The 22,777-nt window shown below is 42.8% G+C and carries 25 protein-coding genes; 20 read left to right on the forward strand and 5 right to left on the reverse strand.

What is annotated here, in order from left to right; translation table 11 throughout:
- Nucleotides 1–22: 22 nt before the first annotated feature.
- Nucleotides 23–1,495 carry a TraB/GumN family protein gene (locus tag AFM12_RS10950; RefSeq protein ID WP_055148123.1) on the reverse strand — a complete coding sequence of 491 codons (1,473 nt, stop codon included), beginning with the start codon at nucleotides 1,493–1,495 and terminating at the stop codon, nucleotides 23–25.
- An 81-nt stretch (nucleotides 1,496–1,576) separates the two neighbouring features.
- Nucleotides 1,577–2,425, reverse strand: a complete 849-nt coding sequence (locus tag AFM12_RS10955) for a helix-turn-helix domain-containing protein (protein WP_055148891.1) — start codon at nucleotides 2,423–2,425, stop codon at nucleotides 1,577–1,579.
- Nucleotides 2,426–2,561: 136 nt separating this feature from the next.
- On the opposite strand from AFM12_RS10955, the gene AFM12_RS10960 reads away from it, so the two are divergent.
- Nucleotides 2,562–3,542, forward strand: coding sequence for a phytanoyl-CoA dioxygenase family protein (locus AFM12_RS10960; protein WP_055148125.1), 981 nt, complete (start codon nucleotides 2,562–2,564; stop codon nucleotides 3,540–3,542).
- 127 nt (nucleotides 3,543–3,669) lie between these two features.
- Here the strand turns inward: AFM12_RS10960 and AFM12_RS10965 are convergent, their stop codons facing one another.
- A complete protein-coding gene (locus tag AFM12_RS10965) occupies nucleotides 3,670–4,638 on the reverse strand; it encodes a GlxA family transcriptional regulator (RefSeq protein ID WP_055148127.1) in 969 nt (322 codons plus the stop codon).
- A 128-nt stretch (nucleotides 4,639–4,766) separates the two neighbouring features.
- Between AFM12_RS10965 and AFM12_RS10970 the strand changes: the two genes are divergently transcribed.
- The 7 genes from AFM12_RS10970 (at nucleotide 4,767) to AFM12_RS11000 (ending at nucleotide 8,379) form a co-directional block, all read left to right on the forward strand.
- Nucleotides 4,767–5,177, forward strand: a complete 411-nt coding sequence (locus tag AFM12_RS10970; RefSeq protein ID WP_055148892.1) for an SRPBCC family protein — start codon at nucleotides 4,767–4,769, stop codon at nucleotides 5,175–5,177.
- Between the two features lie 46 nt (nucleotides 5,178–5,223).
- Nucleotides 5,224–5,661, forward strand: a complete 438-nt coding sequence (locus tag AFM12_RS10975; protein ID WP_055148129.1) for a VOC family protein — start codon at nucleotides 5,224–5,226, stop codon at nucleotides 5,659–5,661.
- Between the two features lie 103 nt (nucleotides 5,662–5,764).
- Nucleotides 5,765–6,157 carry a DoxX family protein gene (locus tag AFM12_RS10980; RefSeq protein ID WP_055148130.1) on the forward strand — a complete coding sequence of 131 codons (393 nt, stop codon included), beginning with the start codon at nucleotides 5,765–5,767 and terminating at the stop codon, nucleotides 6,155–6,157.
- A gap of 15 nt (nucleotides 6,158–6,172) precedes the next feature.
- Nucleotides 6,173–7,033 carry a VOC family protein gene (locus tag AFM12_RS10985; RefSeq protein WP_055148132.1) on the forward strand — a complete coding sequence of 287 codons (861 nt, stop codon included), beginning with the start codon at nucleotides 6,173–6,175 and terminating at the stop codon, nucleotides 7,031–7,033.
- A gap of 63 nt (nucleotides 7,034–7,096) precedes the next feature.
- Entirely contained in the window at nucleotides 7,097–7,510 is a 414-nt protein-coding gene (locus AFM12_RS10990) for a hypothetical protein (protein ID WP_055148134.1), read from the forward strand.
- Nucleotides 7,511–7,550: 40 nt separating this feature from the next.
- Nucleotides 7,551–7,979: a VOC family protein gene (locus AFM12_RS10995; RefSeq protein ID WP_055148136.1), complete on the forward strand. Its 429-nt coding sequence runs from the start codon at nucleotides 7,551–7,553 to the stop codon at nucleotides 7,977–7,979.
- A 22-nt stretch (nucleotides 7,980–8,001) separates the two neighbouring features.
- Nucleotides 8,002–8,379: a nuclear transport factor 2 family protein gene (locus AFM12_RS11000; protein ID WP_055148138.1), complete on the forward strand. Its 378-nt coding sequence runs from the start codon at nucleotides 8,002–8,004 to the stop codon at nucleotides 8,377–8,379.
- Nucleotides 8,380–8,415: 36 nt separating this feature from the next.
- Here the strand turns inward: AFM12_RS11000 and AFM12_RS11005 are convergent, their stop codons facing one another.
- Together AFM12_RS11005 and AFM12_RS11010 are read right to left on the reverse strand one after the other, a co-directional pair.
- A complete protein-coding gene (locus AFM12_RS11005) occupies nucleotides 8,416–9,195 on the reverse strand; it encodes a phytanoyl-CoA dioxygenase family protein (RefSeq protein WP_055148140.1) in 780 nt (259 codons plus the stop codon).
- A 78-nt stretch (nucleotides 9,196–9,273) separates the two neighbouring features.
- Entirely contained in the window at nucleotides 9,274–9,804 is a 531-nt protein-coding gene (locus AFM12_RS11010) for a hypothetical protein (RefSeq protein WP_055148142.1), read from the reverse strand.
- 196 nt (nucleotides 9,805–10,000) lie between these two features.
- Here AFM12_RS11010 and AFM12_RS11015 point away from each other — a divergent pair, with 196 nt between their 5' ends.
- The 12 genes from AFM12_RS11015 to AFM12_RS11075 all read left to right on the forward strand — a co-directional run bounded on the left by AFM12_RS11015 (nucleotide 10,001) and on the right by AFM12_RS11075 (nucleotide 22,776).
- Nucleotides 10,001–10,612, forward strand: coding sequence for a TetR/AcrR family transcriptional regulator (locus tag AFM12_RS11015; protein WP_055148144.1), 612 nt, complete (start codon nucleotides 10,001–10,003; stop codon nucleotides 10,610–10,612).
- Complete coding sequence (locus tag AFM12_RS11020; RefSeq protein WP_055148146.1) at nucleotides 10,609–11,871, forward strand: TolC family protein; 1,263 nt, start codon at nucleotides 10,609–10,611, stop codon at nucleotides 11,869–11,871. Before AFM12_RS11015 ends, AFM12_RS11020 begins: the two co-directional genes overlap by 4 nt.
- A gap of 103 nt (nucleotides 11,872–11,974) precedes the next feature.
- Nucleotides 11,975–12,952, forward strand: coding sequence for an HlyD family secretion protein (locus tag AFM12_RS11025; protein WP_055148148.1), 978 nt, complete (start codon nucleotides 11,975–11,977; stop codon nucleotides 12,950–12,952).
- A gap of 32 nt (nucleotides 12,953–12,984) precedes the next feature.
- The gene (locus AFM12_RS11030) at nucleotides 12,985–13,950 is read left to right on the forward strand and encodes an ABC transporter ATP-binding protein (protein ID WP_310586868.1); all 966 of its coding nucleotides are present in this window, start codon (nucleotides 12,985–12,987) and stop codon (nucleotides 13,948–13,950) included.
- Entirely contained in the window at nucleotides 13,943–14,683 is a 741-nt protein-coding gene (locus tag AFM12_RS11035) for an ABC transporter ATP-binding protein (RefSeq protein WP_082391297.1), read from the forward strand. The genes AFM12_RS11030 and AFM12_RS11035 overlap by 8 nt, the downstream gene beginning before the upstream one ends.
- Nucleotides 14,684–14,882: 199 nt before the next feature.
- A complete protein-coding gene (locus AFM12_RS11040) occupies nucleotides 14,883–15,989 on the forward strand; it encodes an ABC transporter permease (protein WP_055148149.1) in 1,107 nt (368 codons plus the stop codon).
- 124 nt (nucleotides 15,990–16,113) lie between these two features.
- Nucleotides 16,114–17,235, forward strand: coding sequence for an ABC transporter permease (locus AFM12_RS11045; RefSeq protein WP_055148151.1), 1,122 nt, complete (start codon nucleotides 16,114–16,116; stop codon nucleotides 17,233–17,235).
- Between the two features lie 171 nt (nucleotides 17,236–17,406).
- A complete protein-coding gene (locus AFM12_RS11050; protein WP_055148153.1) occupies nucleotides 17,407–19,002 on the forward strand; it encodes an MFS transporter in 1,596 nt (531 codons plus the stop codon).
- A gap of 3 nt (nucleotides 19,003–19,005) precedes the next feature.
- Complete coding sequence (locus AFM12_RS11055) at nucleotides 19,006–19,455, forward strand: GNAT family N-acetyltransferase (protein WP_055148155.1); 450 nt, start codon at nucleotides 19,006–19,008, stop codon at nucleotides 19,453–19,455.
- Between the two features lie 12 nt (nucleotides 19,456–19,467).
- The gene (locus AFM12_RS11060; RefSeq protein ID WP_055148157.1) at nucleotides 19,468–19,953 is read left to right on the forward strand and encodes a GyrI-like domain-containing protein; all 486 of its coding nucleotides are present in this window, start codon (nucleotides 19,468–19,470) and stop codon (nucleotides 19,951–19,953) included.
- An 82-nt stretch (nucleotides 19,954–20,035) separates the two neighbouring features.
- Nucleotides 20,036–21,346 carry an acetylxylan esterase gene (locus AFM12_RS11065; protein WP_055148159.1) on the forward strand — a complete coding sequence of 437 codons (1,311 nt, stop codon included), beginning with the start codon at nucleotides 20,036–20,038 and terminating at the stop codon, nucleotides 21,344–21,346.
- On the forward strand, nucleotides 21,343–22,776 hold the full coding sequence (locus AFM12_RS11075; RefSeq protein ID WP_131458318.1) for a glycoside hydrolase family 32 protein: 1,434 nt from the start codon (nucleotides 21,343–21,345) through the stop codon (nucleotides 22,774–22,776). Before AFM12_RS11065 ends, AFM12_RS11075 begins: the two co-directional genes overlap by 4 nt.
- Nucleotide 22,777: the final 1 nt, after the last annotated feature.

Consider the following 22,777-nt stretch of genomic DNA (forward strand, 5'->3'; position numbering starts at 1 on the left):
AAATCAGGGCCACTTTAAACCCTTATTTCAACTCCAAAGCCGTGATCATTGACTTCCAATCAAATACATCCATGGCTCCGCTGTCGCCGGTTAGTCTGATTTCGTATTGATCGTCTCCGTTTTCCAACGTGAGAACGATGGTTCTTTTGCCAAACATATTGGTGTCGGTGTAGGCAATCTCTTCACCCTTATACATTAGAGTACCAGCCTCGTTTTCCATGCCGTCCATGGGCTTAATTTGGCTCATTGCTTTACCAAGAAACTCCATAAAATCCACTTTTTGGATTACCTGACCCAGGTATGAAGGTTCACCATCTTCTTTGGTCATAGGTGGCGGAGAGAGTTTGAAGCCATCACCTTCCTTACTTTCAGGGATTTCCATCGTTGGGGGCTCAGGCTCTTCCTCATAAACTTCCTCCTCGATAGGTCCGTAATGAGTGATACTCAAATTCAAAACCCCTTTCGAAGTGAAAATTTGACCTCCCTCCAATGTGGCATCATAATCGTCAGATTCGTAATAGAAGTCTTTCAATGAGGCCGGTACCTGGAGGCTAATTTTATCATTTTCAAACGATTTCCAGTTTTGAGGAAGCATAAAATCAGATCTCACATCCACTTCTCTGACTTGAAATCCGGCATCACGGTATTGCTTTAAAAGTCCGTTTGTTCCTACCAAATGGCCAGTGCCCACAGCGATGAAAACCGGAGCTGAACTCACTTCAGGAAGTGTTCGTTCAAACATAATATCGTTTCGCTGGACAATGAGTCGGTCATAAATTTTACTGTTCATCGATTGCTGCAGCATTTCTTCAATATTCGACAAGGCAAACTGATGATAGGTATCAATAATCCCGGCTTGTCCTTCCAGGTAATTCATCACCGGCTTTTCCAGATCGCCGTTTTTGAGGAAACTGATGATTTTTTTTGCCGTCTTTTTGGTGAAGAAATTATCAGAAACTTTAATTCCGCCGAGAAGAGCATCCATCTGTTCATTCACATCCTCAATGCCCACGATCTTTTTGCCACTGGCCAGAGCATATTGAGTGAGGTACTGATCCATCATTAAAGATCGCTCTCCTTTTTGTTCCATAAACATCGGTAAGGCTTTCTCCAGCAGGGGCAGCAGATCATTATTGATTCTATCAGCCATTTGTTGCGGAGTAATCTGTTTCTCTATCCCGGGGAAGAGCTGGTCTACAAAAAACGATTTTATGCGGCTGCTGTCTAAGGTTGGCAGTATTTCCATCACCGTAGACTTCAAGGCATCTTTTGACAGAGAACCGTCATTCATATCAATCTCAAAAAAGGCTTTTTCACTCGCATTGATGGCCACATACACGCTGTCATTGAAATTAAAGACCTTGTCATTGGTCATGTGTATAGTGCCAAAAAGATAGCTCTTGTGCGGCAAACCAGGTTTGGTAAGCTCAAAAAGGGTTGACCGCTGAGCAAAAAGAGATGGGCTAAACAAGAGAAGGAAGATGATTCTTTTCATGACAAACGGGTTTGAGACTGGAGTAAATTTAAAACCATTTGACCGCTTAATTGAAGTTTTGGGTCAAAGGCAGCCAGTTTTCTATTTTGTGGAGGTTAGTTTCCTGACAAATTCTCCGGGGTTTTCACCGGACACCTTTTTAAAAACGCGGGTAAAATACGACAGGCTCTCAAAACCACAATTAAAACAGGCGTCTGAAATAGAATGATTGTTTTCCAGCATCAGTTTGGCTTGGCTAACCCGGTACCGATTCACAAAATCGGTGAAAGTGGAACCGGTTCTTTTTTTGAAATAGCGACTGAAACCCTCCCGCGAGAAATGGTGGGCTTCGGCGATTTCTTCCAGTGAAATTTTCTCCTGAAAATGGGTGTCAATGAACGTATAAATGGAGCGGATTCTGTTTTCGTCGTTTTGATTGATCAAACGAGTGTAGGGTTCATCGTGTAGCAGTTCACTTTCTGTGAACTGACTCAAATCACTCAGAATTTTTAGGATTTCAATGTATCGGTTAAAAGAGTGAAGGTTTTCCAAATCAAAAAGTCGCTGACCGATTTCCTTTTTCTCCTTACTGCCCAAAGCAATTCCGTATTTGGCCTTTTCAAAAAGTGAGCCCAAATGTTTTAGTTCAGGTGTTTTGAGCAATTGTTCACTGACGAAGTCTTTGTCAAGATGCAAAACCACCTTTCGATATTCGGTTTTGATACCATGGTCAAAATTGAGATGCGGAATATTGGAGCCAATCAGCACCAAGTCAGAGCCCGAAAAGTGGGAAATATGATCGCCCACGTGACGTTTCCCCCGTTCGGCTTCAATGTAAACGAGCTCAAGCTCAGGATGAAAATGCCAGTAGAAGAGATCGCTCAGTCGAGGATTGAACATCAGCTGAAATGATTTGTCTTCTGATTTAATCTGCTCCAGCTCAATTTTCATTTCAATGCATTTATTGGGATTAAAAATAAATTGATTGGTCAATATAGTTCAAAAATTGTGTGTTTTTCTGAAAATCTAAGGGAATTGACATTCTTAAATTTGTCTTATTCAATCTTGATAAAGAAATATTACTAATATGGAGAACAGAACAATGGCGACCATGGCACCCATGCCGGTCAATGAGCATACCGATATTCCCGGAAACCCTTCAACAGCCAAAAGCAGCACGCAGAAACTAAGAACCGAAGCGACCGCTGACAGTCTGAGAGTGCTGACAGAAGAGCAATGGAATTTCTGGTTAGAGAATGGCTATGTGGTCATCAAAAATGCAGTTCCCAGAGAGCAGGCATTAGAAACTGCGACTTTTCTGTGGGAGTTTGAAGACAAAGACCCGAACGACAAAAGTACGTGGTACACAGCACCAAGAGCCGAAATGCAAATGAAAGAACTCGCCGGTACCGGGATGGTGGAAGTGTATAATAACCAGCATCTATGGAATAACCGACAGATGCAAAAAGTGTATGATGCTTTTGTAGATATTTGGGGCACTGAAAAACTTTGGGTAACAATTGATAGGGCCAATTTGAATTTCCCAATGCGGCCGGGGCATGAGTACAAGGCCTTCATCCACTGGGATTATGACCCTGAGACCAAGCCTCAACAGGTACAGGGGGTGTTAGCGTTAGCCGATCAAACAGATGAAAATATGGGTGGTTTTCAATGTATCCCGTGGCTTTTTAGAAATTACGATACCTGGAAACTCTCTCAGCCAGAAGATCGTAATCATTTTCAACCCAATACCACTGGTCTGGAGAATGAAATAGTTAAAGTGCCCTTAGAAGCCGGTGATTTACTTATTTTCAATAGTTCAGAACCTCACGGAATCAGAGCTAACCGCTCAGAAGATAAAGTTCGTATAGCCCAATACATCTCTATGATGCCCGCTCAGGAAGAAAACGAGCCGCTAAAAGAATGGCGAATTAACTCCTGGAAAAACCGAATTGCCCCTGAAGGTTACGCCTTCCCCGGCGACCCGAGAAATTGGGAGCAAACGAAGTATGGAACGGCTCAATTAACAGAGTTGGGTGAGAAATTGCTGGGCTTAAGGAAGTGGTAGAATAGTTTGTTAAAAGCATAATTGACTTAAAAAGATTAAAATATGAGGCGAATAGATAACATATTCGGCTCATTAACTTTTATGCCCTGAGATCTTTGAGGAGAACCGATGAGTGAGCTCGTCGAACTCAACCCACCTTTGCATACTTATTCCTATACTCCACCGGCGTAAGCCCGGTCACCTTTCTGAAAACTTCACGGAAGGCTTTGTTATCTGAGTAGCCCACTTCGTACATAACTTCGCTAACATTCTTTCTACTGGCTTCAAATTGCCTTTTAGCAGCCTCTACACGAACCCGCTGAAGGTATTCTACTACGGTATTATTGGTGGCGTTTTTGAAACGGCGTTCAAAAGTCCGGCGGTTGACGGCGATATAGTCGGCTAGCTCGTCTACCGTTACTTTTTCATTGAATTTTGATTCAATCAGTTCCTGAGCTTTGAGAATTTCAGGGTCATTGTGATTTTTCTGGGCACTGAAAATCGTGAAATATCCCTGATCAAATCGATCAATATCAATAGCAAAAAATTTGGCTGCCATGATGGCCGTATTGCGATCGGTATATTTTTCAAGCAGGTACAGAAGCAGGTTCCAGATAGAATTGGCACCTCCGCTACTGTATATGCCGTCCTCGTCGGAGATGATGGTTCCATCCAGCAGTTCTACTTGTGGAAACATCAACCTGAATTGATCGTAGTACGCCCAATGAGTAGAGCATTTTTTGCCGTTAGCAAGGCCTGTATTGGCCAGTAAAAAAGCTCCAATACATAGTGAAGCGATTTCGGAACCGTTTCTATACATTGATTTCAGCCAATCTAAGGCAGGTTCATTCTTTTCCAGAGCTTGCTGCACGTCACCATAAAGGGCCGGCAAAATCACCAGATCAGTTTTTTTAACCTGATCAATAGTCTTATGCGTTTTGATTTCATATTCACCATCCTGAGCCGCTACCGATTTTGTCATGCCAACGAATTCAACCTCAAAAAGTGGCTCTTTCCCCTGCCACTGCAAAAACTGATTGGCCGAAGTAAAAAGACGGTATGGTGGTGAGATAGCTTCCATTACGGCCTGCTCGGGAACAAATACGGTGACGTGCATAGATGATTTTTTTGTTAAAGTTAGCTTTTTCTTTTGTCGTATACCACCCCTTTAGTAGTCGGGATTGCACACTTTTTTTGCAGATATTTAGAGCCAACTTTGTAAAAAACAAAATCAAGATCAGCGAAATGGAAAAGATTAAAATAGAAGCTGAAGTAAACGCACCCGTATCCAAAGTATGGGAATACTGGACTGCCCCGGAGCACATTGTGAACTGGAATTTCGCTAGTGACGACTGGTGCTGTCCTTCAGCCAGCAATGATTTAAAAGCGGGAGGGAAATATTCAGCCCGAATGGAAGCCAAGGATGGTAGTTTTGGTTTTGACTTTACGGCTGTCTATGACAAAGTGGTTCAAAATAGTCTTATTCAGTACACCATGGAAGATGGACGTGTAGCTCTCACAGATTTTGAGGATTTAGGAGATAGTACCAAAGTGACCACTCATTTTGATGCCGAAGATCAAAACCCGGTCGAAATGCAACAGCAAGGTTGGCAGGCTATTTTGAATAATTTTAAGACCTATATAGAGAAGAATTAATTGCCACACTTTTAACCAGAAACTTTCAACTTTTAACCATCAAAAAATGGCATCAGTAAGTATATATCTCAATTTCCCGAACAGAACTGAAGAAGCGTTCAATTTCTATAAAGAAGTATTTCAAACCGAATTTATTGGGCCCATCAGCCGGTTTAGCGATGTGCCTCCCGAAGTGGGTAGTCCTTCGCTTCCTGAAGAAGCCTTGAATGGGGTTATGCACGTAGAATTGCCCATTACAGCCGGCTTTAAACTCATGGGAACCGATGCACCCGAATGTATGGGATTTAATGTTATTCAAGGAAATAATGTAAATATTAATCTCATGCCAGATACTCGGAAAGAAACTGAACGGCTTTTTAAGGAATTAAGCACTGGTGGAGTAATAAGGCAGGAGCTTCAGGACATGTTCTGGGGTGATTACTACGGAAGCTTAACCGATAAATTTGGTATTCAATGGATGTTTAATTGCTCTGAGAAGAAGTGATTTTAAGACTTAAGACAAAAGACTCAACAAGAATCCGGGTCAATCAGTAGAATCTGTGGAATTCGTGTTGCTCTAAAACAAAACTCTAAACCCTTTTACAATAATGGAAAACATATCTAAAACCAGACTCTGGATCAGTCGGATCATGAGCGGCTTTGTAGTATTATTTTTAACCTTTGATATCGTGATGAAATTCATGAAACCCGAGGAGGTGATTACCACAACGGTGAATGAGCTTGGCTATCAGGAACATCATATTGCAACCATGGGAATCCTGTTATTGATTTCTACTATCCTATATGTTATTCCCAAGACGTCGATTCTTGGTGCTGTTTTACTGACTGGCTATTTGGGTGGAGCTATCGCTACGCATTTGCGGGTAGATAATCCACTATTTAGTCACTTGCTGTTTCCTGTATATTTTGGAATTCTTCTTTGGGGCGGTCTTTGGCTCAGAAATGAAAAATTACGGTCCATTTTTCCCTTGATCAGCTAAATCTTTAAATAAGAAATGAAAAGTCCGAAAATCTACCCGGCCATATGGTTTAACAATAATGGTACAGAGGCTGCAAAGTTTTATTGCTCACTTTTTGAGAATTCCATTATTATCAATGAATTTCAAACCGCAGTTACTTTTGAACTGGATGGCTATTACATGATGGGAATCAATGGTGGCCCCATGTTTAAGCCAAACCCGTCCATTTCCTTTTATGTGGAATGTGATTCGGTGGAAGAGATTGATGAAAAATTTAAGAAACTCTCGGAGGATGGAATGGTGATGATGCCGCTGGATGCATATCCATGGACGGCACGTTATGCATTCCTCGAAGATCGATTTGGGGTTTCGTGGCAGTTAAACCTTCGGGCAGAAGGCAATACCAATCAAAAAATCACTCCGAGTTTACTCTTTGTTAACCAGAAAAATGGAAAGGCAGCTGATGCGGTAAAGCTTTATACCTCAGTGTTTAATAAGGGGCGAAACTTAGAAATGTCTCATTATGGATCGGGCCAGGGCAATACGGAAGGCCATGTACTTTTTTCAAGATCAGAGATTGATGGATTTCAATTCATAGCTATGGATGGCCCCGGAGAACATCAGTTTGATTTCAATGAAGGCGTATCAATTTTAGTTTCAACTGAAGATCAGAAGGAAACTGATTATTTCTGGGAAAAGCTAACGGCTAACGGAGGTGAGGAGGTGCAGTGCGGTTGGCTGAAAGATCCGTTTGGGGTAACCTGGCAAATTGTTCCAAAACGATTTATGGAATTGATCAGCTCAGGAAATCCCGAACAAACCAAACGTGTTTTCGATGCCATGATGCCCATGAAAAAACTCATCATCGCGGACTTGGAGAAGGCGGCGGAAAGTTGACGGATACCAGTCTAAAAAAACACACACTCGACATCGGACTTCAAACATCTGACATTCAAAACGATGGAAATAAAAACTCATCATTTCGCACAGGATCTTACTGTCTATTGCAAAAAAGCCGAAAGCTTTCCCATGGGTGTGAAGGCGGCTTTTCAATACATGCATTCTCTGGTAGAGTTTGATCCGGACCGTATGCAATTAGGTCTTTCCAAAATATTGCCGGATGGTGGCATGGATTATTGGGCCGGAAGTCAGGAACTTCGTGAAGGAGAGTTTCAAAGACATAATTTAGAAACATTAACCGTTCCAGCGGGTGATTATCAATATGTTTCGGTAAAAGGATATATGGAGAACATCCCGTCAATAGGAGAGGCCTTTACCTATTTACTGAAGCATGTTCATCACAAAGAGCACCCTTTGGGGATAGAATGGTATGTGAGCATGGAGGAGGTTTGGTGTATGCTCAGGCTGGCTTGAGCCTGGTTTTTCGGGATTTATTAAAATGAAAGGATAAAAAATGGCAAGTATCAACCCCTACATCCATTTCAACGGCAACTGCGAAGAGGCTTTCAATCTCTATAAAGCGGCCTTTGGCGGCGAGTTTTCAAAACTGGTGCGTTACAAAGAATTTCCAATGAACCCTGATTTTCCTATCACCGAAGAGGAGGCCAATAAGATCTTCCAAATCGCTCTGCCAATAGGTAAGAACAATGTGCTTATGGGCAATGACACCCCAAAGTTCATGGGAAGGCATAACGAGAGCGAGACCCGAAGTAAAATCCATGTGAGTGCTAAGAGCAAAGAGAAAGCAGAATATATCTTCAAAGCCCTCTCAGAAGGCGGAGAAATAGAAATGCCCTTTAATGAGACCGCTCCGGGCTCATTCTTTGGTATGTTCAGAGATAAATTTGGGATAGAGTGGATGGTGGAGTTTAATGTAGATTAGTTTTTTCAAACAGAAACATAAAATGAAATTTATTGTACCCGATAACTGCGATAACTCCCCCAAAGCTCAGTTGCTCATTACTTTCAATGAAGCCTTCACGAAAAATGATATTTCGGCTATTCTTGACGTGGTGGAGGATGACATTCAATGGACGCTGGTCGGTGACAAAGAAATTAAAGGCAAAGAAGCTTTTGAGAAAGAGCTGAAAATCATGGTTGATTTCTCCATGAATTCTATGGAAATCTTCAATGTCATCACCCATGGGAAGGCCGCTGCGGTTAATGGCCTGATCATTGGGGCTGATGATAAAGTCTACGAATTCTGTGATATCTATACGTTTAAAAGTGCCGGGGCGAATAAGATAAAAGAGATTAGATCATTCATTATACTGAAGAAATAAGATTAGATAAAAAAGATTAAGAATCGCCTTTCCTAATCAAACCTTCAAAGCCCTCCTAATCGCCATCTCCACCGCCGGATATTCTTCTTTTTCAACTAAAGGGCTCAAGTCATTCTTGGTAAAAAGAGGTGGCTGGGCCATGAATTTCGGGTATTGCCCCAGATGCTTTTGAGCGGCATGAACTAAAAAAGGATGGCATAAATAGACGGTACCTACCTCACCGGTAGCAAATATCTCTTTTCGGTTGCTCGTGCTGCCTAGCTTATCTGACAGCTCCGTAAAGGACAGCCCCTCTTTGCCGAAAGGCTTTAAAATTCTGGCCACATCCAGATGAGAACCCACGCGTATTCGGGTCGGGGCATCGGCTGCTGTGACATCAGAAAACAGGAAAAGCATTAATAGACCACGGTTTTTTGAGCAGATATTGATTCGCCATTTCATATAATCACCGGGCTCATCGCCGGGAAAACTTGCATCTACATGCCAGCCGGTGTCTCCTGGTTCTTTCAAAGACGGAAACCGGATAGGGAAACTACCGAGACTCATGCGGGGAATCCAGTTTTGCTGTCCTACCAATTGATCAAAGGCTACAGCAAGTCTTTCTGAATTCGCAGCTTCACGAAAAGGCTTTTGAGCAAAATCTCCGAGGTAAATCACCGGTTCTTTCCAGTAAACTCCTGTGGCTTCCTGCACACCCATGGCTTCCCAGAGGATTTTCCGGGCTTCTTCGGCAGTTTGCTGATCAAACACCCCGTCAAGTCTCAGGTATCCCTGATCAATAAAATCATTGAGCTGCTTCTCACTAAGTTTAGACATGAACTGGTTTTGAGATTCAAAAGATACACATAAAGCTTTAGTATTAGGAGCTTTAGGCACTGTCACATCAGATAAATACTACTTTACCGTGAAAATTTTATCAAAATCCACCTGCCAGGTCACCGGATCAGTAAAGTTTTCGGCAGGCTTGAAAATAAAGTCAACATCGGCCACGACCTGGTAGCTTTCAGCCGATAGGCGGGTAATGCTTATGGTACCTTTGGTTTCTTTAAGTTCGCCTACTGGAATACAGTAACACAAATAGCGATAAATAGCTTTTTGTTTCATAATCTCTCCGTCTTTGAAGGTCTTATTGGTAATGTTGGTATCGGTTTCAAAAACCAGCGTTTCGGTAAACTCATCGTCTGCAATATTTGGATTGGCTTCTTTGACGAAAATGTATTCAAACACCAGTTTATCGCCTTTCATGATCTCATATTGACCTGACAGACCAAAAGTTGGAGCGTCTTTCTTTTGATTCAGCCGGGCATTTTCATAAACCGTATTAGCAGATTTACCGAATCTTTCGGGATTAACCTCGTAGGGTAAGATTTCAGCCGTTTTACAAGCGGTAAAAATGAAGGCAAATACGAATATGATCAATTTCATACAATTCACGTTTTATGCTTCTCAAATGCCTGATAGAGACTTTTCGTTGTACTGACCGCTCTAAAAGCCTTATTCTTAGAGAGCTTCACCAGTAAAAAAAGATAGAAAAGGTTTGAATCTGAATATTTCTATTTCTATGTTTGTTACGAATTAACCAAATGGTTAAACCAATTAGATAAACCATAAAGTTAGAGTAGTGTCTGAGCAAGAGCAATCAACGGAAGAAAAAATTCTGGCCGCGGCCGAGGAGACCTTTGTAAAAGATGGTTTTGAGGGAGCACGCATGCAAAACATTGCTAACAAAGCGGGGATTAACAAGGCCATGCTGCATTACTATTTCAGGTCAAAAGAGATGCTCTTTGAGAAGATTTTTGAGATGAAATCAAAATTCTTTTTTCCTGCGGTGAAGGATATGATGAAAAGAGAGGACACCACTTTCATTGAGAAAATGGAGGAGTTCGTTGAGGGCTATATCAACTTTCTAACCCGCTATCCTTTCATTCCGTTTTTTGTGGTTCGTACGGTGAACTCATCAGGTACTCAGGGTTTTATTGAAAAATTGCCTTTTAAGGCACAACTGGCCGAAAGTGTTTTTATCAGTTATCAAAAAGACAGGGAACAAGGTGTGGTGGCGGAGATTGACCCGAACCAATTTCTGATTTCGGTGATTGGGATGTGTGTTTTTCCTTTTTTAGGTAAGCCTATTTTGAAAGTCGTTTTTGAGATGGAAGAAAGCAATTTTGAGAGCATGATGAGGTCTAGAATACCTGAATTGAAACTTTATATCAGAAAAATTTTAACACCATGAGAAAGGTATTGAAAGCCTTGATTTTGAGTTTGTTGGCTTCGCCAATGCTTATTGCTCAGCATTCGTTGGATGAGCTTATCAATGCTGCACGCAATCATCATCCTCAGCAGGCACAAATGGCACTAATCAAGGAGTCAACAGAGCTAAAACTTAAAGAAATCTCCGGAGCTTATCTACCTCAATCTACCCTTGGTGGTCAGGCTACCTGGCAGTCGGAGGTGACTTCCATTTCAATTCCTTTGCCTGGAATTGACATTCAGCCGCCCCCTCAGGATCAGTATAAGCTAACGCTGGATCTGCAGCAAAATATATGGGATGGTGGCTTGACTGCGGCCAGAAAAGCTCAGGCGAAAACAGATCAGGCGGTACAGGAAAATAGCATTGCTACAGAACTGATTAAAGTTGAAGAACAAGTAAGTCAGTTGTTTTTCGGAGCGATCATTGCCGATAAGCAAAGGACGAATGCAAATCTATTATTGGATGATTTACAGGCCAGAATGAAGGTTGCAAAAGCAGCTGTAGAAAATGGAGTTGCCACTCGATCTTCTTTACTTGATTTAAGAGCCAAAGAACTGGAACTGAACCAAAAAATGGCAGAGATAGATCAAATAAAAAAATCGGTCATGGAAAGTTTGAGTTTACTTACCGGGAAAACGTTAGACTCCAATGCCACCTTTTCAGAGGATGTTTTTACATCCGGTTCGGAAGATCAGAACAATCGCCCCGAGTTGGCTTTTTTATCGGCTAAACAGACGTCTCTTCGGGTAGGTGAGCAATTGATCAAAGCAAAAAATGCTCCCAAGCTTGCTCTTTTTGCTACAGGTGGCTATGGTAGGCCGGGATTAAACTTTCTGGCTCGTGATTTTTCACCCTACTTCATTGGAGGTGTTTCCTTAAAAATCCCGATTAGTCATTTATACACCGGAGGTCAAAAGACAGAAATACAGCAGCTGCAGGTAGTCCAAAAGCAACTGGATGCTCAGAAAGAAGGCTTTTTATTGGCCACGGAAATTCAAAAAAGTAAACAAGAAAACGAATTGGAGCGTTTGAAGCAGTTAATTTCTGGTGATGATGAATTGATAGATATCAGAGAGCAATTGATTCGGACGGCGGAGACTCAGCTGGATAATGGTGTCATTACTTCTGCAGATTATCTGGTCGAATTAAATAAACTGGATCAGGCTCGTCAAAACAAGGCTATCCATGAAGTACAGCTTTTGCAGACGAGACAGAATATCCGGCTTTTGCTGGGGCAGTAGGTTAATGAAAACACAAAGGCACACGAAGAGAAAGCCTTAGTTCACCTCCGTGACTTCGTGACTTGGTGGCAAAAAAGAAACAAAGAATAAAAATTCATAAAAAATGAAAAGCATATACAGTATTGGATCGCTTTTATTGCTGGGATTGATTTCCTGTGATAAGGATAAAAATGAATTTGATGCCACGGGCGTTTTTGAAGCGAAAGAAATCATCGTTTCGGCGGAAACCTCCGGTCAGATATTACAGCTCAATCTGGAAGAAGGAACGCAATTGACCGCCGGTCAGTCGGTGGGTCTCATCGATTGCGAAAACCTGAACCTCCAGAAATCTCAACTGGAAGCAAGTCTGGAAGCTCTTGGAGCCAAACGCACTTCAGCCGGTCCGCAAGTGGAAGTTTTAAAAGCTCAGCTGGCCTCTCAGGAAAAGGCACTTTCGGCTCAAGAAGAACAGCTTCAGGTACTTGAAAGAGAACAAAACAGAGTTCAAAACCTGGCCAAATCAGATGCAGTGCCTACCAAACAATTGGATGACATCAACGGGCAAGTGGCTGTTTTGACCAAACAAATAGCCGCAGCGGAAAGCCAATTGGCCATAACGCGACAGCAAATGAAAGCCCAGCAAGATCAGATTACCATTGCCAACCGGGCGGTGATGAGTGAGAGTAAGCCGATGCAGGAACGCATCGCTCAGGTAGAAAATATGATGGACAAATGTGCTATTGAGAACCCGGTAAACGGAACTGTTCTGGTCAAATATGCGGAAGAAAACGAGGTGGCCGCTCCGGGCAAAGCTCTTTACAAACTGGCGGATCTATCGGAACTGAAATTGAGAGCCTATATCACCAATGATCAGCTGGCGACATTGAAACTCGGGCAAGCCGTTACCGTGATGGTGGATAACGGGGAGGAAGGTTACAAAGAATTACCCGGCACCGTGGAATGGATTTCGGACAAGGCTGAGTTTACGCCCAAAACCATCCAAACCAAAGACGAACGATCAAATCTGGTATACGCCATCAAAGTGGCAGTCAAAAACGACGGCTACCTTAAACTGGGCATGTACGGAGAAGTAAAATTTTAAAATAAAGAAAGTCCCCTCTCTGGAGAGGAGCGGTGGCTGAGCCTGTCGAAGCCACAAGTGAAGTCGAAGACATGAGTCGCGTTTCAATTCAAAATATCACCAAAACCTATGAAAAGGGTACCGTTACCGCTTTGGATGACGTGAGTCTGGAAGTGGAAAGTGGAGAGCTTTTTGGCTTGATTGGTCCTGACGGTGCGGGTAAAACCACCCTGTTCAGGATTCTCACCACGCTGTTAAAACCTGACGAAGGAAAGGCGGAAGTGAATGGTTTTGATGTGGTGGATGATTTCTGGGAGATACGGAAGATTGTTGGTTATATGCCGGGTAAATTTTCACTGTATCAGGATTTGAGCATCATTGAAAACCTGAACTTTTTTGCTACCGTTTTTGAAACAACCGTTGAGGAAAATTATCATTTGATTAAGGATATCTATGTTCAGATAGAACCTTTCAAAGACCGTCTGGCCGGAGCACTATCGGGAGGGATGAAACAAAAGCTGGCCCTTTGCTGTGCTTTGATTCACGAACCCAAAGTGCTGTTTCTGGATGAACCAACAACAGGTGTTGATCCCGTTTCCCGGAAAGAATTCTGGGATATGCTGGACCTGCTGAAAGCCCGCGGTATAACAATTATTGTTTCCACGCCATACATGGATGAAGCCTCCCGCTGTGACAGGATCGCTTTGATGCAAGACGGCAAAATCATGGAAATTGACCGGCTGGAAAATATCCTGGAAAAGCATCGTCAGCCCACGTATTCAGTCAAAGGAACAGACCGGCATCGGCTTATTCAGGATATCAGATCATTTGACCAAACCGATAGTTGTTTTGCTTTTGGAGAAGACAATCACGTCGTTTTCAAGGATAGTCCGGCTACGGATTCCCTTTTACATTTTCTCGGAGAAAAGGGACATATGAATCTGACCGTACACGAGGTGATGCCCGATATTGAAGATGTATTTATCAAACTAATGCTGGAGCAGGAAAATCATGGCTGAAACGGTAATACATACAGAGAACCTGACCCGGAAATTCGGAAATTTCACGGCTGTGGATGCCATTAGTTTTGAAGTTTCAAAAGGTGAAATTTTTGGATTCCTGGGAGCGAATGGTGCCGGTAAAACCACCGCCATGCGAATCTTATGCGGTTTACTGGCTCCAACCTCTGGTGTGGCCAAGGTGGCCGGTTATGATGTTTATACGGAAACAGAAAACATCAAAAAGCACATTGGTTATATGAGTCAGAAATTCTCGCTTTATAATAACCTGACGGTGCGTGAAAACATCCACTTTTTTGGAGGAATTTATGGCATTCCGAAAAGGGAACTCAAAGAAAAATCGGAAGAATTGATAAGTCGACTGGGACTGACTCAGGAGGCGGATAAGTTGGTGGGTTCGTTGCCATTGGGCTGGAAACAAAAGATTTCTTTTTCCACGGCCATTTTGCATGAACCTAAAATTGTGTTTTTAGACGAGCCAACTGGTGGTGTTGACCCCATCACCCGACGACAATTCTGGGATATGATTTACGAAGCCGCTCATCGGGGTATAACCGTTTTTGTGACAACGCATTACATGGATGAGGCAGAATATTGCGACCGGGTAAGTATCATGGTTGACGGAGCTATTGCCGCACTGGATACGCCGGAGGAATTGCGGAATCAGTTTGAGGCCAAAGATATGGATGAGGTGTTTTTGCGACTGGCCCGTGGGGCGAAGAGAGGGGAGTAGGGTGGTGTTGGTGATGTATGTTTGATGTTTTTTGACGGAAGACGGACGACCGGGGACCGAAGTTGCCTACATCTTACTCAGTCCCCTTAAACCTACGAGTTGAGGCGGTTTTTTATCGGGGGTGGATGACCCAAATTAAGGGAATTAGACTTTGCGAACTTGCGGCTTCGCGGTAGAGTAGAAAATAACATTAAGAGCAATGAAACTGTTTTTAGCTTTTGTCAAAAAGGAATTTCAGCACCTGCTGCGGGACAGGCGGAGTATGATGATTCTCATCGGGTTACCCGTGATGATGATGCTTTTGTTTGGTTTTGCTCTTTCTTCCGAGGTGAAGAATTCATCCATTGGTATTTTGGATAATGCCAAAGATGAGAGTAGTCGCATGCTCATTGATCGGTTGGATCACAGTCAATATTTCAGCGTGGTTAAATTTCTGGATCGGGAGCAGGAAATTGATCAGACTTTCCGCCGTGGCGAAGTTCGGATAGTGGTGATTTTTCCTCCAAATTTTGATCATGATTTACGACATTCCAACAGTGCTCAGATCCGTTTTGTGGGCGATGCTTCTGATCCGAATACGTCGAATATCGTTATCAATTATGCCTCAGCAGTAGTACGTGACTTTCAAAATGAGTTATTCGGTACCATGAAAATGCCTTACCAAATCACCACTGAAACCCGGATGCTTTATAACCCTCAGCTCAAAAGTTCCTACAATTTTGTGCCGGGTGTAATGACACTAATTCTCATGTTGCTAGGAGCAATGATGACTTCCGTTTCCATTGTGAAAGAAAAGGAAATGGGTACAATGGAGATTTTATTGGTATCGCCCATGAAGCCACTTCTGGTGGTTTTAAGTAAAGCGGTTCCTTATCTGGCTCTGTGTTTTGTAGATGTGATTCTCATTTTACTCATGGCTGTCTTTATTTTGGATATGCCAATCGCTGGGTCATTACCCTTGTTACTGGCCGAGTCGCTGCTTTTCATACTCACTACGCTGGCCCTGGGGTTACTCATTTCAGCGAATGTGGAGTCGCAGCAGGTGGCCATGTTTATCTCATTGGTGGGTTTTTTGATGCCGGCTCTGGTCTTCAGCGGCTTTATGTTTCCCATTGAAAATATGCCGAAACCCATGCAAATCATCAGCAATATCGTGCCTACCAAATGGTATTACAGCATCGTAAGAGCCATCATGGTCAAAGGCTTAGGTTTCAGTTACGTAGCCAAACAGACTGGTATTTTGGTGGTTATGACTGTGATATTTTTCGTCGCCGCGATTAAGAAATTTAAGGTGAGGCTGGAGTAGAGGAGACGGAAGACCGAAGACCGGTGACCGGAGTATCCTCGGTCATCCGTCAAAACTTCCAACTTCCAACTCCGAGCTTCCAACCAGTAACGAAAGTTATAACCTCGGCACAAAATCAAACATAATGAACACCCTCAAATATCTACTTCAGAAGGAATTCAAACAGATCTTCCGGAATCCGACGATTCTGCGGCTGATCTTTATGATGCCTGTTATTCAGTTGATTTTGATTCCGCTGGCGGCAGATTACGAGATCAAACAGATCAATATTTCGGTGGTGGATCAAGATCATTCGCCTTACTCAAACCGTCTGACTCAAAAGCTATTGTCCACAGGATATTTTCAGTTGGCCGAATACGGCAATTCCTATCAGGAATCGCTTAAAGCGGTTGGAGAAGGTGATTCCGACATTATTCTAACGATTCCACCCGATTTTGAAAAACAGTTGATCAAAGAAGATGGAGCTAAACTGCATCTGGCTGCCGACGCCGTGAATGGAATTAAAGCTGGTCTGGGTACGGCCTACGCTTCTCAAATCATAGCTGACTTTAATCGGGAAGTCAGAGAAGAATGGGTTCAGTTTCCACGGTTTTCGCCGCTTCCGCTGGTGGAAATAACTTCAGCAGGATGGTATAACCCGCATATCAGTTATTATTTATTTATGGTTCCTGGGATTCTGGCCATTCTGGTGACTATGGTGGGAAGTTTTTTGGCGGCCTTAAATATAGTGGCGGAAAAGGAAGCCGGAACCATCGAACAAATCAACGTGACTCCGGTCAAAAAATGGCAGTTTATCCTCGGGAAATTGCTGCCATTTTGGGTCTTAGGTATGGTTTCAATAACCTTAGGCATGGTGGTTTCGTTTATAGTATACAGCATTTTGCCAGTGGGTTCTTTCTTCACTATTTATGTTTTCTCGGCAGTGTATTTGTTAGGAGTTCTGGGTATTGGCTTGTTGGTGAGCACCTTCGCCGATACACAGCAGCAGGCGACGCTATTCGCCTTCTTTTTTATGATGATCTTCATTTTGCTGGGTGGACTTTACACACCCATTGAAAGTATGCCAAATTGGGCTCAATGGCTGACCAAAATCAATCCGCCGGCCTATTTTATTGAGGTGATCCGTGCAGTGTATATAAAAGGTAGCACCTTCAAAGATTTACTACCCGATTTTGGTATGATGATCGCTTTTGCCATTGGTTTTAACTGGTTAGCGGTTAGGAATTACCGGAAGCGGTCGGCGTAGGAAATGTTGAATTGGAAAAGTAGAGTTTCAGGGTGCTGACTTGGTTGAATTCACAATTCTCCTACAAACCCATTCAAGGGGCAATAGTTTTTTAAGGGGTTTTTAAAATTTTTTAAAAAATAAAATTAATTTGCTCATTCAATATTGACCAAATTACAACCCTTCTAACCTATGTCTGATAATAAATCAAACATGCCCGCTCTGTACACCCTTATGACGGTGTGGTTTTTCTGGAGCTTTGTGGCAGCCTCAAATGGTATTCTGATTCCACTTTTTAAAGAGAAGTTTGAGTTAACTCAAACGCAGGCTCAGCTCGTTGACTTTGCCTTTTATGCGGCCTACTTCGTGGGTTCTTGGCTCTACCTTATGTTCTCGAAATTCACTAAAACCGATATTCTCAATAAGATCGGATATAAAAACGGGATCATTATCGGTCTTGTTCTCTCAGCTTTAGGAACCCTACTGTTTTACCCGGCTGCAGAAGCCCGTTCGTACGGTTTGCTGCTTTCAGGTTTATTTATCGTTGGCTTGGGTTTCAGTCTTCAGCAAACAGCTACTCAACCCTTTATGATTGCTTTGGGGCCTCCGGAAACCGGAGCCTTGCGTATCAACATGGGTGGGGCCGTCAATAATTTTGGGGGTACTATCGGTCCGGCTCTGGTGAGTTACGCCATTTTTGGCTCTATATCGGCAGAGGCTGCTGAGAATGCTTCCATTCAGGATGTGAAAATTCCTTACTTGATTCTGGGAGTCCTTTTTGTGACGGTGGCTCTTTTCTTTTGGATATCAAAACTACCCCGTATCAAGAACGACGAGGAGGTAGAAGTAGGTAATGCTCTTACTTTTGGTCCACTCATCCTTATTGCCATTTTTGTTATTTCTTCATTGGTAGCTTCTATTGAAACTGCTATTATGGTTTCATTCGGAGTTATGTGTTTGTTCCTGATTTATGCTATGTATCGCGGGCTTAATTCGGGACCTCTGACAGGGAATGAAAGTAAAGTATTTGATTATCCACAGGCCTTATTAGGGATGGCAGCCATTTTCGTTTACGTGGGAGTGGAAGTGACTGTTGGCTCAAATCTCGGCGAGTATTTGAAAGAAACACAAAATCTGGATTCATCCCAAATATCAAAATATGTATCTCTTTTTTGGGGCTCTATGATGATTGGCCGATGGACGGCCGCCATGCCGGCTTTTAATCCTTCGGCAACCTTGAAAAAGATTTTGACATGGGTGGTGCCATTTGTGGCTTTTGGTATCGTACTCTTTGCTAACTCACTTTATAGCGGAGATGTTTCAGATCTTTACCCTTACGCCCTTTGTGTGGTGGTGATGATTCTTGCTTTTATTGCCAGTAAAGAAAAACCGGTACTTATTCTTTTGATTTTTACCGCTTTGGGAGCCTTAATGACACTTATTGGAGTATTGACAACCGGTAAACTGGCTCTCTTCAGTCTGATTTCGGGTGGTTTGTTCTGCTCGGTTCTTTGGCCAAGTATCTTCTCTTTGGGAACTGCTGGTCTTGGTAAATTTACCAATCAGGGCTCAGCATTGCTCATAATGATGATTTTGGGTGGTTCTATTTTGCCTGTGATGCAGGGCAAGTTTTCCGATGTGATGGGAATCCAGACCTCATATTTACTGGCGACAGGCTGTTTTGTATATTTGTTTGTTTTCGGGATCGTGGCCCAGCGAACTCTTCGCAAGCAGGGAATCGATTTTGATGCCGAAGTAGCCAAAAAATCAATTAAAGGAGGACACTAGCAATTGAATTCCAATATCAATATCAGAGAGATTACAAAGAGCGACCTACCGTCGCTCTTTGCTTTATTTAAGGAGTTTACCGTTTTTGAAAAAAGGCCTGAAGCCCTCAAAAATTCCATTGAAAGAATGGAAAAAGAGCAAGACCTTCTCAAAGGTTTTGTGGTGGAAAATGACGCAAAGGAGCTGGTCGGCTATGTTACCTGGTACCCGGCTTATCATACCTGGACCGGCAAAGCCTTACACCTCGATGATCTCTATCTGCAACCAGACTATCGTGGAATAGGTTTGGGGACAAAGTTGATTCAAAAAGTGATCGACCTTGCCAAAGAACAAAACTGCTATAAAGTTAAATGGCAGGTCTCCCATTGGAATGAGTCAGCCAAAGCTTTCTACCGCGGATTGGGAGCCGAGATCAGCAATATTGAGGAGAGCTGTGATTTGATTATTGAGTAAATCATTTGAGAAATGCAGAACCCAAGAATTGAAAATATTTCTCCCAAAAAGCTCGTAGGCATGATGATGCCCATGAGCTTTCAAAACCATAATCCAGGGCCATTGTGGTCGAAATTTATGCCTTTGAGAAATACGATTCAACATCGTATTGACCATCGTTTTGTTTCGTTGCAAAGGTCTCCCGAAGGGCTTCTGATGTCAGAGTATACACCCTCTACTATATTTGAAAAGTGGGCATTGGTTGAAGTTTCGGCATTTGAAAATATTCCGGAGGGAATGAAGTCATTTGAATTAACCGAAGGATATTATGCGGTCTTCAGGCATGTGGGTAATACGCCACAGGGCTTTATGAAATCAATAGGTTATATCTTAAATGAATGGCTACCTTCATCAGGTTTTCACTTGGACAATCGTCCACATTTTGAGGTATTGGATGAAAAGTATGATCGTTTGAATCCAGCCTCTGAGGAGGATATTTGGATTCCGATAAAGAAATAGATTGTTTCTTTTGAACTCAGGGCTGATTGATCGGGGAGAATAATTCATATTTTCGTTGATCGATAAACCCTAATTAAGCTCAATGCAAAGGCTCTTTTTATTCCTTTTTACTTTTTCCGGCTTTCTTTCAATCGCCCAGCCTCCACCTGATCATCAGTGGATTGAGATCATCGTAACGCCGAATCATGCCGACTGGACATACAAAATTGGTGAAGATGCTGATTTTCAGGTGACGGTTTTGAAAAGTAATGTACCCTTGCCTAATGTGACAATTCATTATGTACTTGGTGAGGAACAAATGAAGCCTGAAGTAGAACAGGATGTTTTTCTTGAAAACGGTTCTATCCTTATTAAAGGTGGAAGTATGGAGAAACCGGGCTTCAAACGTTGTCAGGTTTCGGTTGAGCTTAATGGCAAAACCTACTCTGCATGGGCTACGGCGGGTTTTGAGCCTGAGAAAATTGAGCCAACAGTTAAACTGCCTTTTGATTTTCAAACCTTCTGGTCAAATGCCGTCAAAGAAAACCGGGAGTTGCCAATGGATACCCGTATGATTTTGTTACCCGAACGCTGCACTGAAAAAGTCAATGTTTACGAAGTGAGTTTGCAAAACTGGAAGAAGGGAGCCAGGCTTTATGGCATTCTTTCGTTACCCAAAAAAGCAGGTAAATACCCTGCTGTTCTCAAAGTGCCTGGTGCGGGAATACGGCCTTACTACGGCGATGTCCAGTTTGCTGAAGATGGTATTATCAGTTTTGAGATAGGTATTCATGGCATTTCCGTCACCATGCCACAGAAAAACTATGACGATTTGCTGGCTGGCTGGAATAATCATTATTGGGAAGATGGGATTCATGATAAGGACGAATATTTCTACAAACGCGTTTATTTGGGCTGCATCAAAGCCAACGATTTTCTAAGCTCTTTGCCTCAATGGGATGGCAAAAACCTGGGAGTAATGGGCAGCTCGCAAGGTGGAGCATTAAGTCTTGTTACAGCGGGAATAGATGCCAGAGTCACAGCCGTGGCCCCTGTCCACCCTGCCATGTGTGATATGACCGGTTATCTGGAAGGACGAGCCGGTGGATGGCCGCATTACCTCAAAGATCAAACGAAATGGGAGTGGGGCTCTCACAAGCAAATTGTGGAAACCATCAGTTATTATGATGCCCTGAACTTTGCCCGTAGCATTCAGGCACCGGTGTGGTTTTCTTTTGGGTATAATGATAATGTGGTACCGCCTACCTCCATTTTTGCGGCTTATAACGTCATCAAAAGCAAGAAAGAAAAGTTTTTAGCTCTGGAGTCTGCTCATTGGGTTTACCCCGAGCAACAAAAAGCTCAAAGAGACTGGATGACGAAAATGTTGAAAAAGAAAAACCCTTCAGAATGAAAAATAGTAAACTACTTTATGTTGTCCTGTTTATTGTAACAATCTGGTCTTGTCAGCAGAAAGAAATACAGGAAATGACTTGCCGCCCTGAATACCATCTCACCCCACCCCAAAACTGGACCAATGATCCCAATGGACTGATTTTTCTGGACGCTGAATATCATGTCTTCTATCAACATAATCCCTTTGGCGATAAATGGGGGCATATGAGCTGGGGCCATGCTATCAGCAAAGATTTAGTAACATGGGAGCACCTTCCTGTGGCCATTCCTGAGTTTGACAACGGTGATGGTAGCACTTCTATGATTTTCAGCGGCTCGGCTGTGATAGACTCTACCAATACTTCCGGCTTTTTTGAGGACGGGTTTACCAAAGGCATGGTGGCTATTTTTACGGTACATGTAGATAGTAGTGGCAAAGGAATGGGGCAATACCAGAGTATTGCCTACAGCTCGGATAAGGGAAGAACCTGGACGCATTATGAGGAAAATCCGGTGCTGGATTTGGGTATGAAGGATTTCCGTGACCCCAATGTGATCTGGAATAATCAACGTAACAGCTGGCTGATGACCGTGGTCAAACCTCAGGAATATACAGCCCAGTTTTATGAGTCGCATGATCTCAAAAAATGGGAACTGCTAAGTGAATTTGGCAAACAGGGAGACACCACCAAAATATGGGAATGCCCCGCCCTTTTTGAGGTGCCTGTTGAGAATTCGAAGGAAACAAAATGGGTACTGCTGATCTCATCTGGCCACAAGACTCCGGGATTCATTGGTATGCAGTATTTTGTGGGTGATTTCGATGGAAAATCGTTTACGCCACAAGTACAGAATGATGTTTTTCAGCTAGATGCCGGTAAGGATTTTTATGCAGCTATTCCTTTCAATAACCTACCGACGCACCATCAGAAGCCTGTCATTCTGGGATGGACTACCAATTGGGCTTATGCCAATGACACTCCAAACAAGGGTTTCAGAGGTGGCTTTTCTTTTCCAAGGGAACTGTCTCTTTACAATGAAAATGGCACGTATCGACTAATGAACTCTCCGATTGTTTCAAAGGATATTCAGACGGTTGAGCTAAGTAAGAAGAATCCGGAGGCTGATTTTGAAAATCCGGTCTTTCATATTCGTTTGGGTCAAATTGAAGGTTCTTTTGAGCTGAAACTTGAACAATCTGAATCGGAATTCACCCTTATTTCCGTTTCAAACGGAGTACTCACTTTTGATCGTACTCAAAGTGGAAAAGTTGACTTCAATTCTTCTTTTGCCAGTAAAGACCAAATGGAAATAGGAAATTTTGAATCTCTGGATTTATACATGGATCAATCCGTGATTGAGCTTTTTGCGAATGACGGAAAAAAGGTGATGACTCAGCAGGTTTTCCCTACTCAGAAGCCTTTAAAGGCTATTTTGCAATTTCCCTAGA

The sequence above is a fragment of the Jiulongibacter sediminis genome (assembly GCF_001306455.1).
Classification (GTDB): domain Bacteria; phylum Bacteroidota; class Bacteroidia; order Cytophagales; family Spirosomataceae; genus Jiulongibacter; species Jiulongibacter sediminis.

Excerpts from the sequence above, each read along its gene's own strand:
- AFM12_RS11035 (WP_082391297.1), top strand. The coding sequence starts at position 13,943 with ATGGCTGAAACGGTAATACATACAGAGAACCTGACCCGGAAATTCGGA.
- AFM12_RS10985 (WP_055148132.1), top strand. The coding sequence starts at position 6,173 with ATGAAAAGTCCGAAAATCTACCCGGCCATATGGTTTAACAATAATGGT.
- AFM12_RS11025 (WP_055148148.1), top strand. The coding sequence starts at position 11,975 with ATGAAAAGCATATACAGTATTGGATCGCTTTTATTGCTGGGATTGATT.
- AFM12_RS11060 (WP_055148157.1), top strand. The coding sequence starts at position 19,468 with ATGCAGAACCCAAGAATTGAAAATATTTCTCCCAAAAAGCTCGTAGGC.
- AFM12_RS11000 (WP_055148138.1), top strand. The coding sequence starts at position 8,002 with ATGAAATTTATTGTACCCGATAACTGCGATAACTCCCCCAAAGCTCAG.
- AFM12_RS11005 (WP_055148140.1), bottom strand. The coding sequence starts at position 9,195 with ATGTCTAAACTTAGTGAGAAGCAGCTCAATGATTTTATTGATCAGGGA.
- AFM12_RS10970 (WP_055148892.1), top strand. The coding sequence starts at position 4,767 with ATGGAAAAGATTAAAATAGAAGCTGAAGTAAACGCACCCGTATCCAAA.
- AFM12_RS10950 (WP_055148123.1), bottom strand. The coding sequence starts at position 1,495 with ATGAAAAGAATCATCTTCCTTCTCTTGTTTAGCCCATCTCTTTTTGCT.
- AFM12_RS10990 (WP_055148134.1), top strand. The coding sequence starts at position 7,097 with ATGGAAATAAAAACTCATCATTTCGCACAGGATCTTACTGTCTATTGC.
- AFM12_RS11075 (WP_131458318.1), top strand. The coding sequence starts at position 21,343 with ATGAAAAATAGTAAACTACTTTATGTTGTCCTGTTTATTGTAACAATC.
- AFM12_RS11065 (WP_055148159.1), top strand. The coding sequence starts at position 20,036 with ATGCAAAGGCTCTTTTTATTCCTTTTTACTTTTTCCGGCTTTCTTTCA.
- AFM12_RS10960 (WP_055148125.1), top strand. The coding sequence starts at position 2,562 with ATGGAGAACAGAACAATGGCGACCATGGCACCCATGCCGGTCAATGAG.
- AFM12_RS10965 (WP_055148127.1), bottom strand. The coding sequence starts at position 4,638 with ATGCACGTCACCGTATTTGTTCCCGAGCAGGCCGTAATGGAAGCTATC.
- AFM12_RS10995 (WP_055148136.1), top strand. The coding sequence starts at position 7,551 with ATGGCAAGTATCAACCCCTACATCCATTTCAACGGCAACTGCGAAGAG.
- AFM12_RS11045 (WP_055148151.1), top strand. The coding sequence starts at position 16,114 with ATGAACACCCTCAAATATCTACTTCAGAAGGAATTCAAACAGATCTTC.
- AFM12_RS11010 (WP_055148142.1), bottom strand. The coding sequence starts at position 9,804 with ATGAAATTGATCATATTCGTATTTGCCTTCATTTTTACCGCTTGTAAA.
- AFM12_RS10980 (WP_055148130.1), top strand. The coding sequence starts at position 5,765 with ATGGAAAACATATCTAAAACCAGACTCTGGATCAGTCGGATCATGAGC.
- AFM12_RS10975 (WP_055148129.1), top strand. The coding sequence starts at position 5,224 with ATGGCATCAGTAAGTATATATCTCAATTTCCCGAACAGAACTGAAGAA.
- AFM12_RS11040 (WP_055148149.1), top strand. The coding sequence starts at position 14,883 with ATGAAACTGTTTTTAGCTTTTGTCAAAAAGGAATTTCAGCACCTGCTG.
- AFM12_RS11050 (WP_055148153.1), top strand. The coding sequence starts at position 17,407 with ATGTCTGATAATAAATCAAACATGCCCGCTCTGTACACCCTTATGACG.
- AFM12_RS10955 (WP_055148891.1), bottom strand. The coding sequence starts at position 2,425 with ATGAAAATTGAGCTGGAGCAGATTAAATCAGAAGACAAATCATTTCAG.
- AFM12_RS11020 (WP_055148146.1), top strand. The coding sequence starts at position 10,609 with ATGAGAAAGGTATTGAAAGCCTTGATTTTGAGTTTGTTGGCTTCGCCA.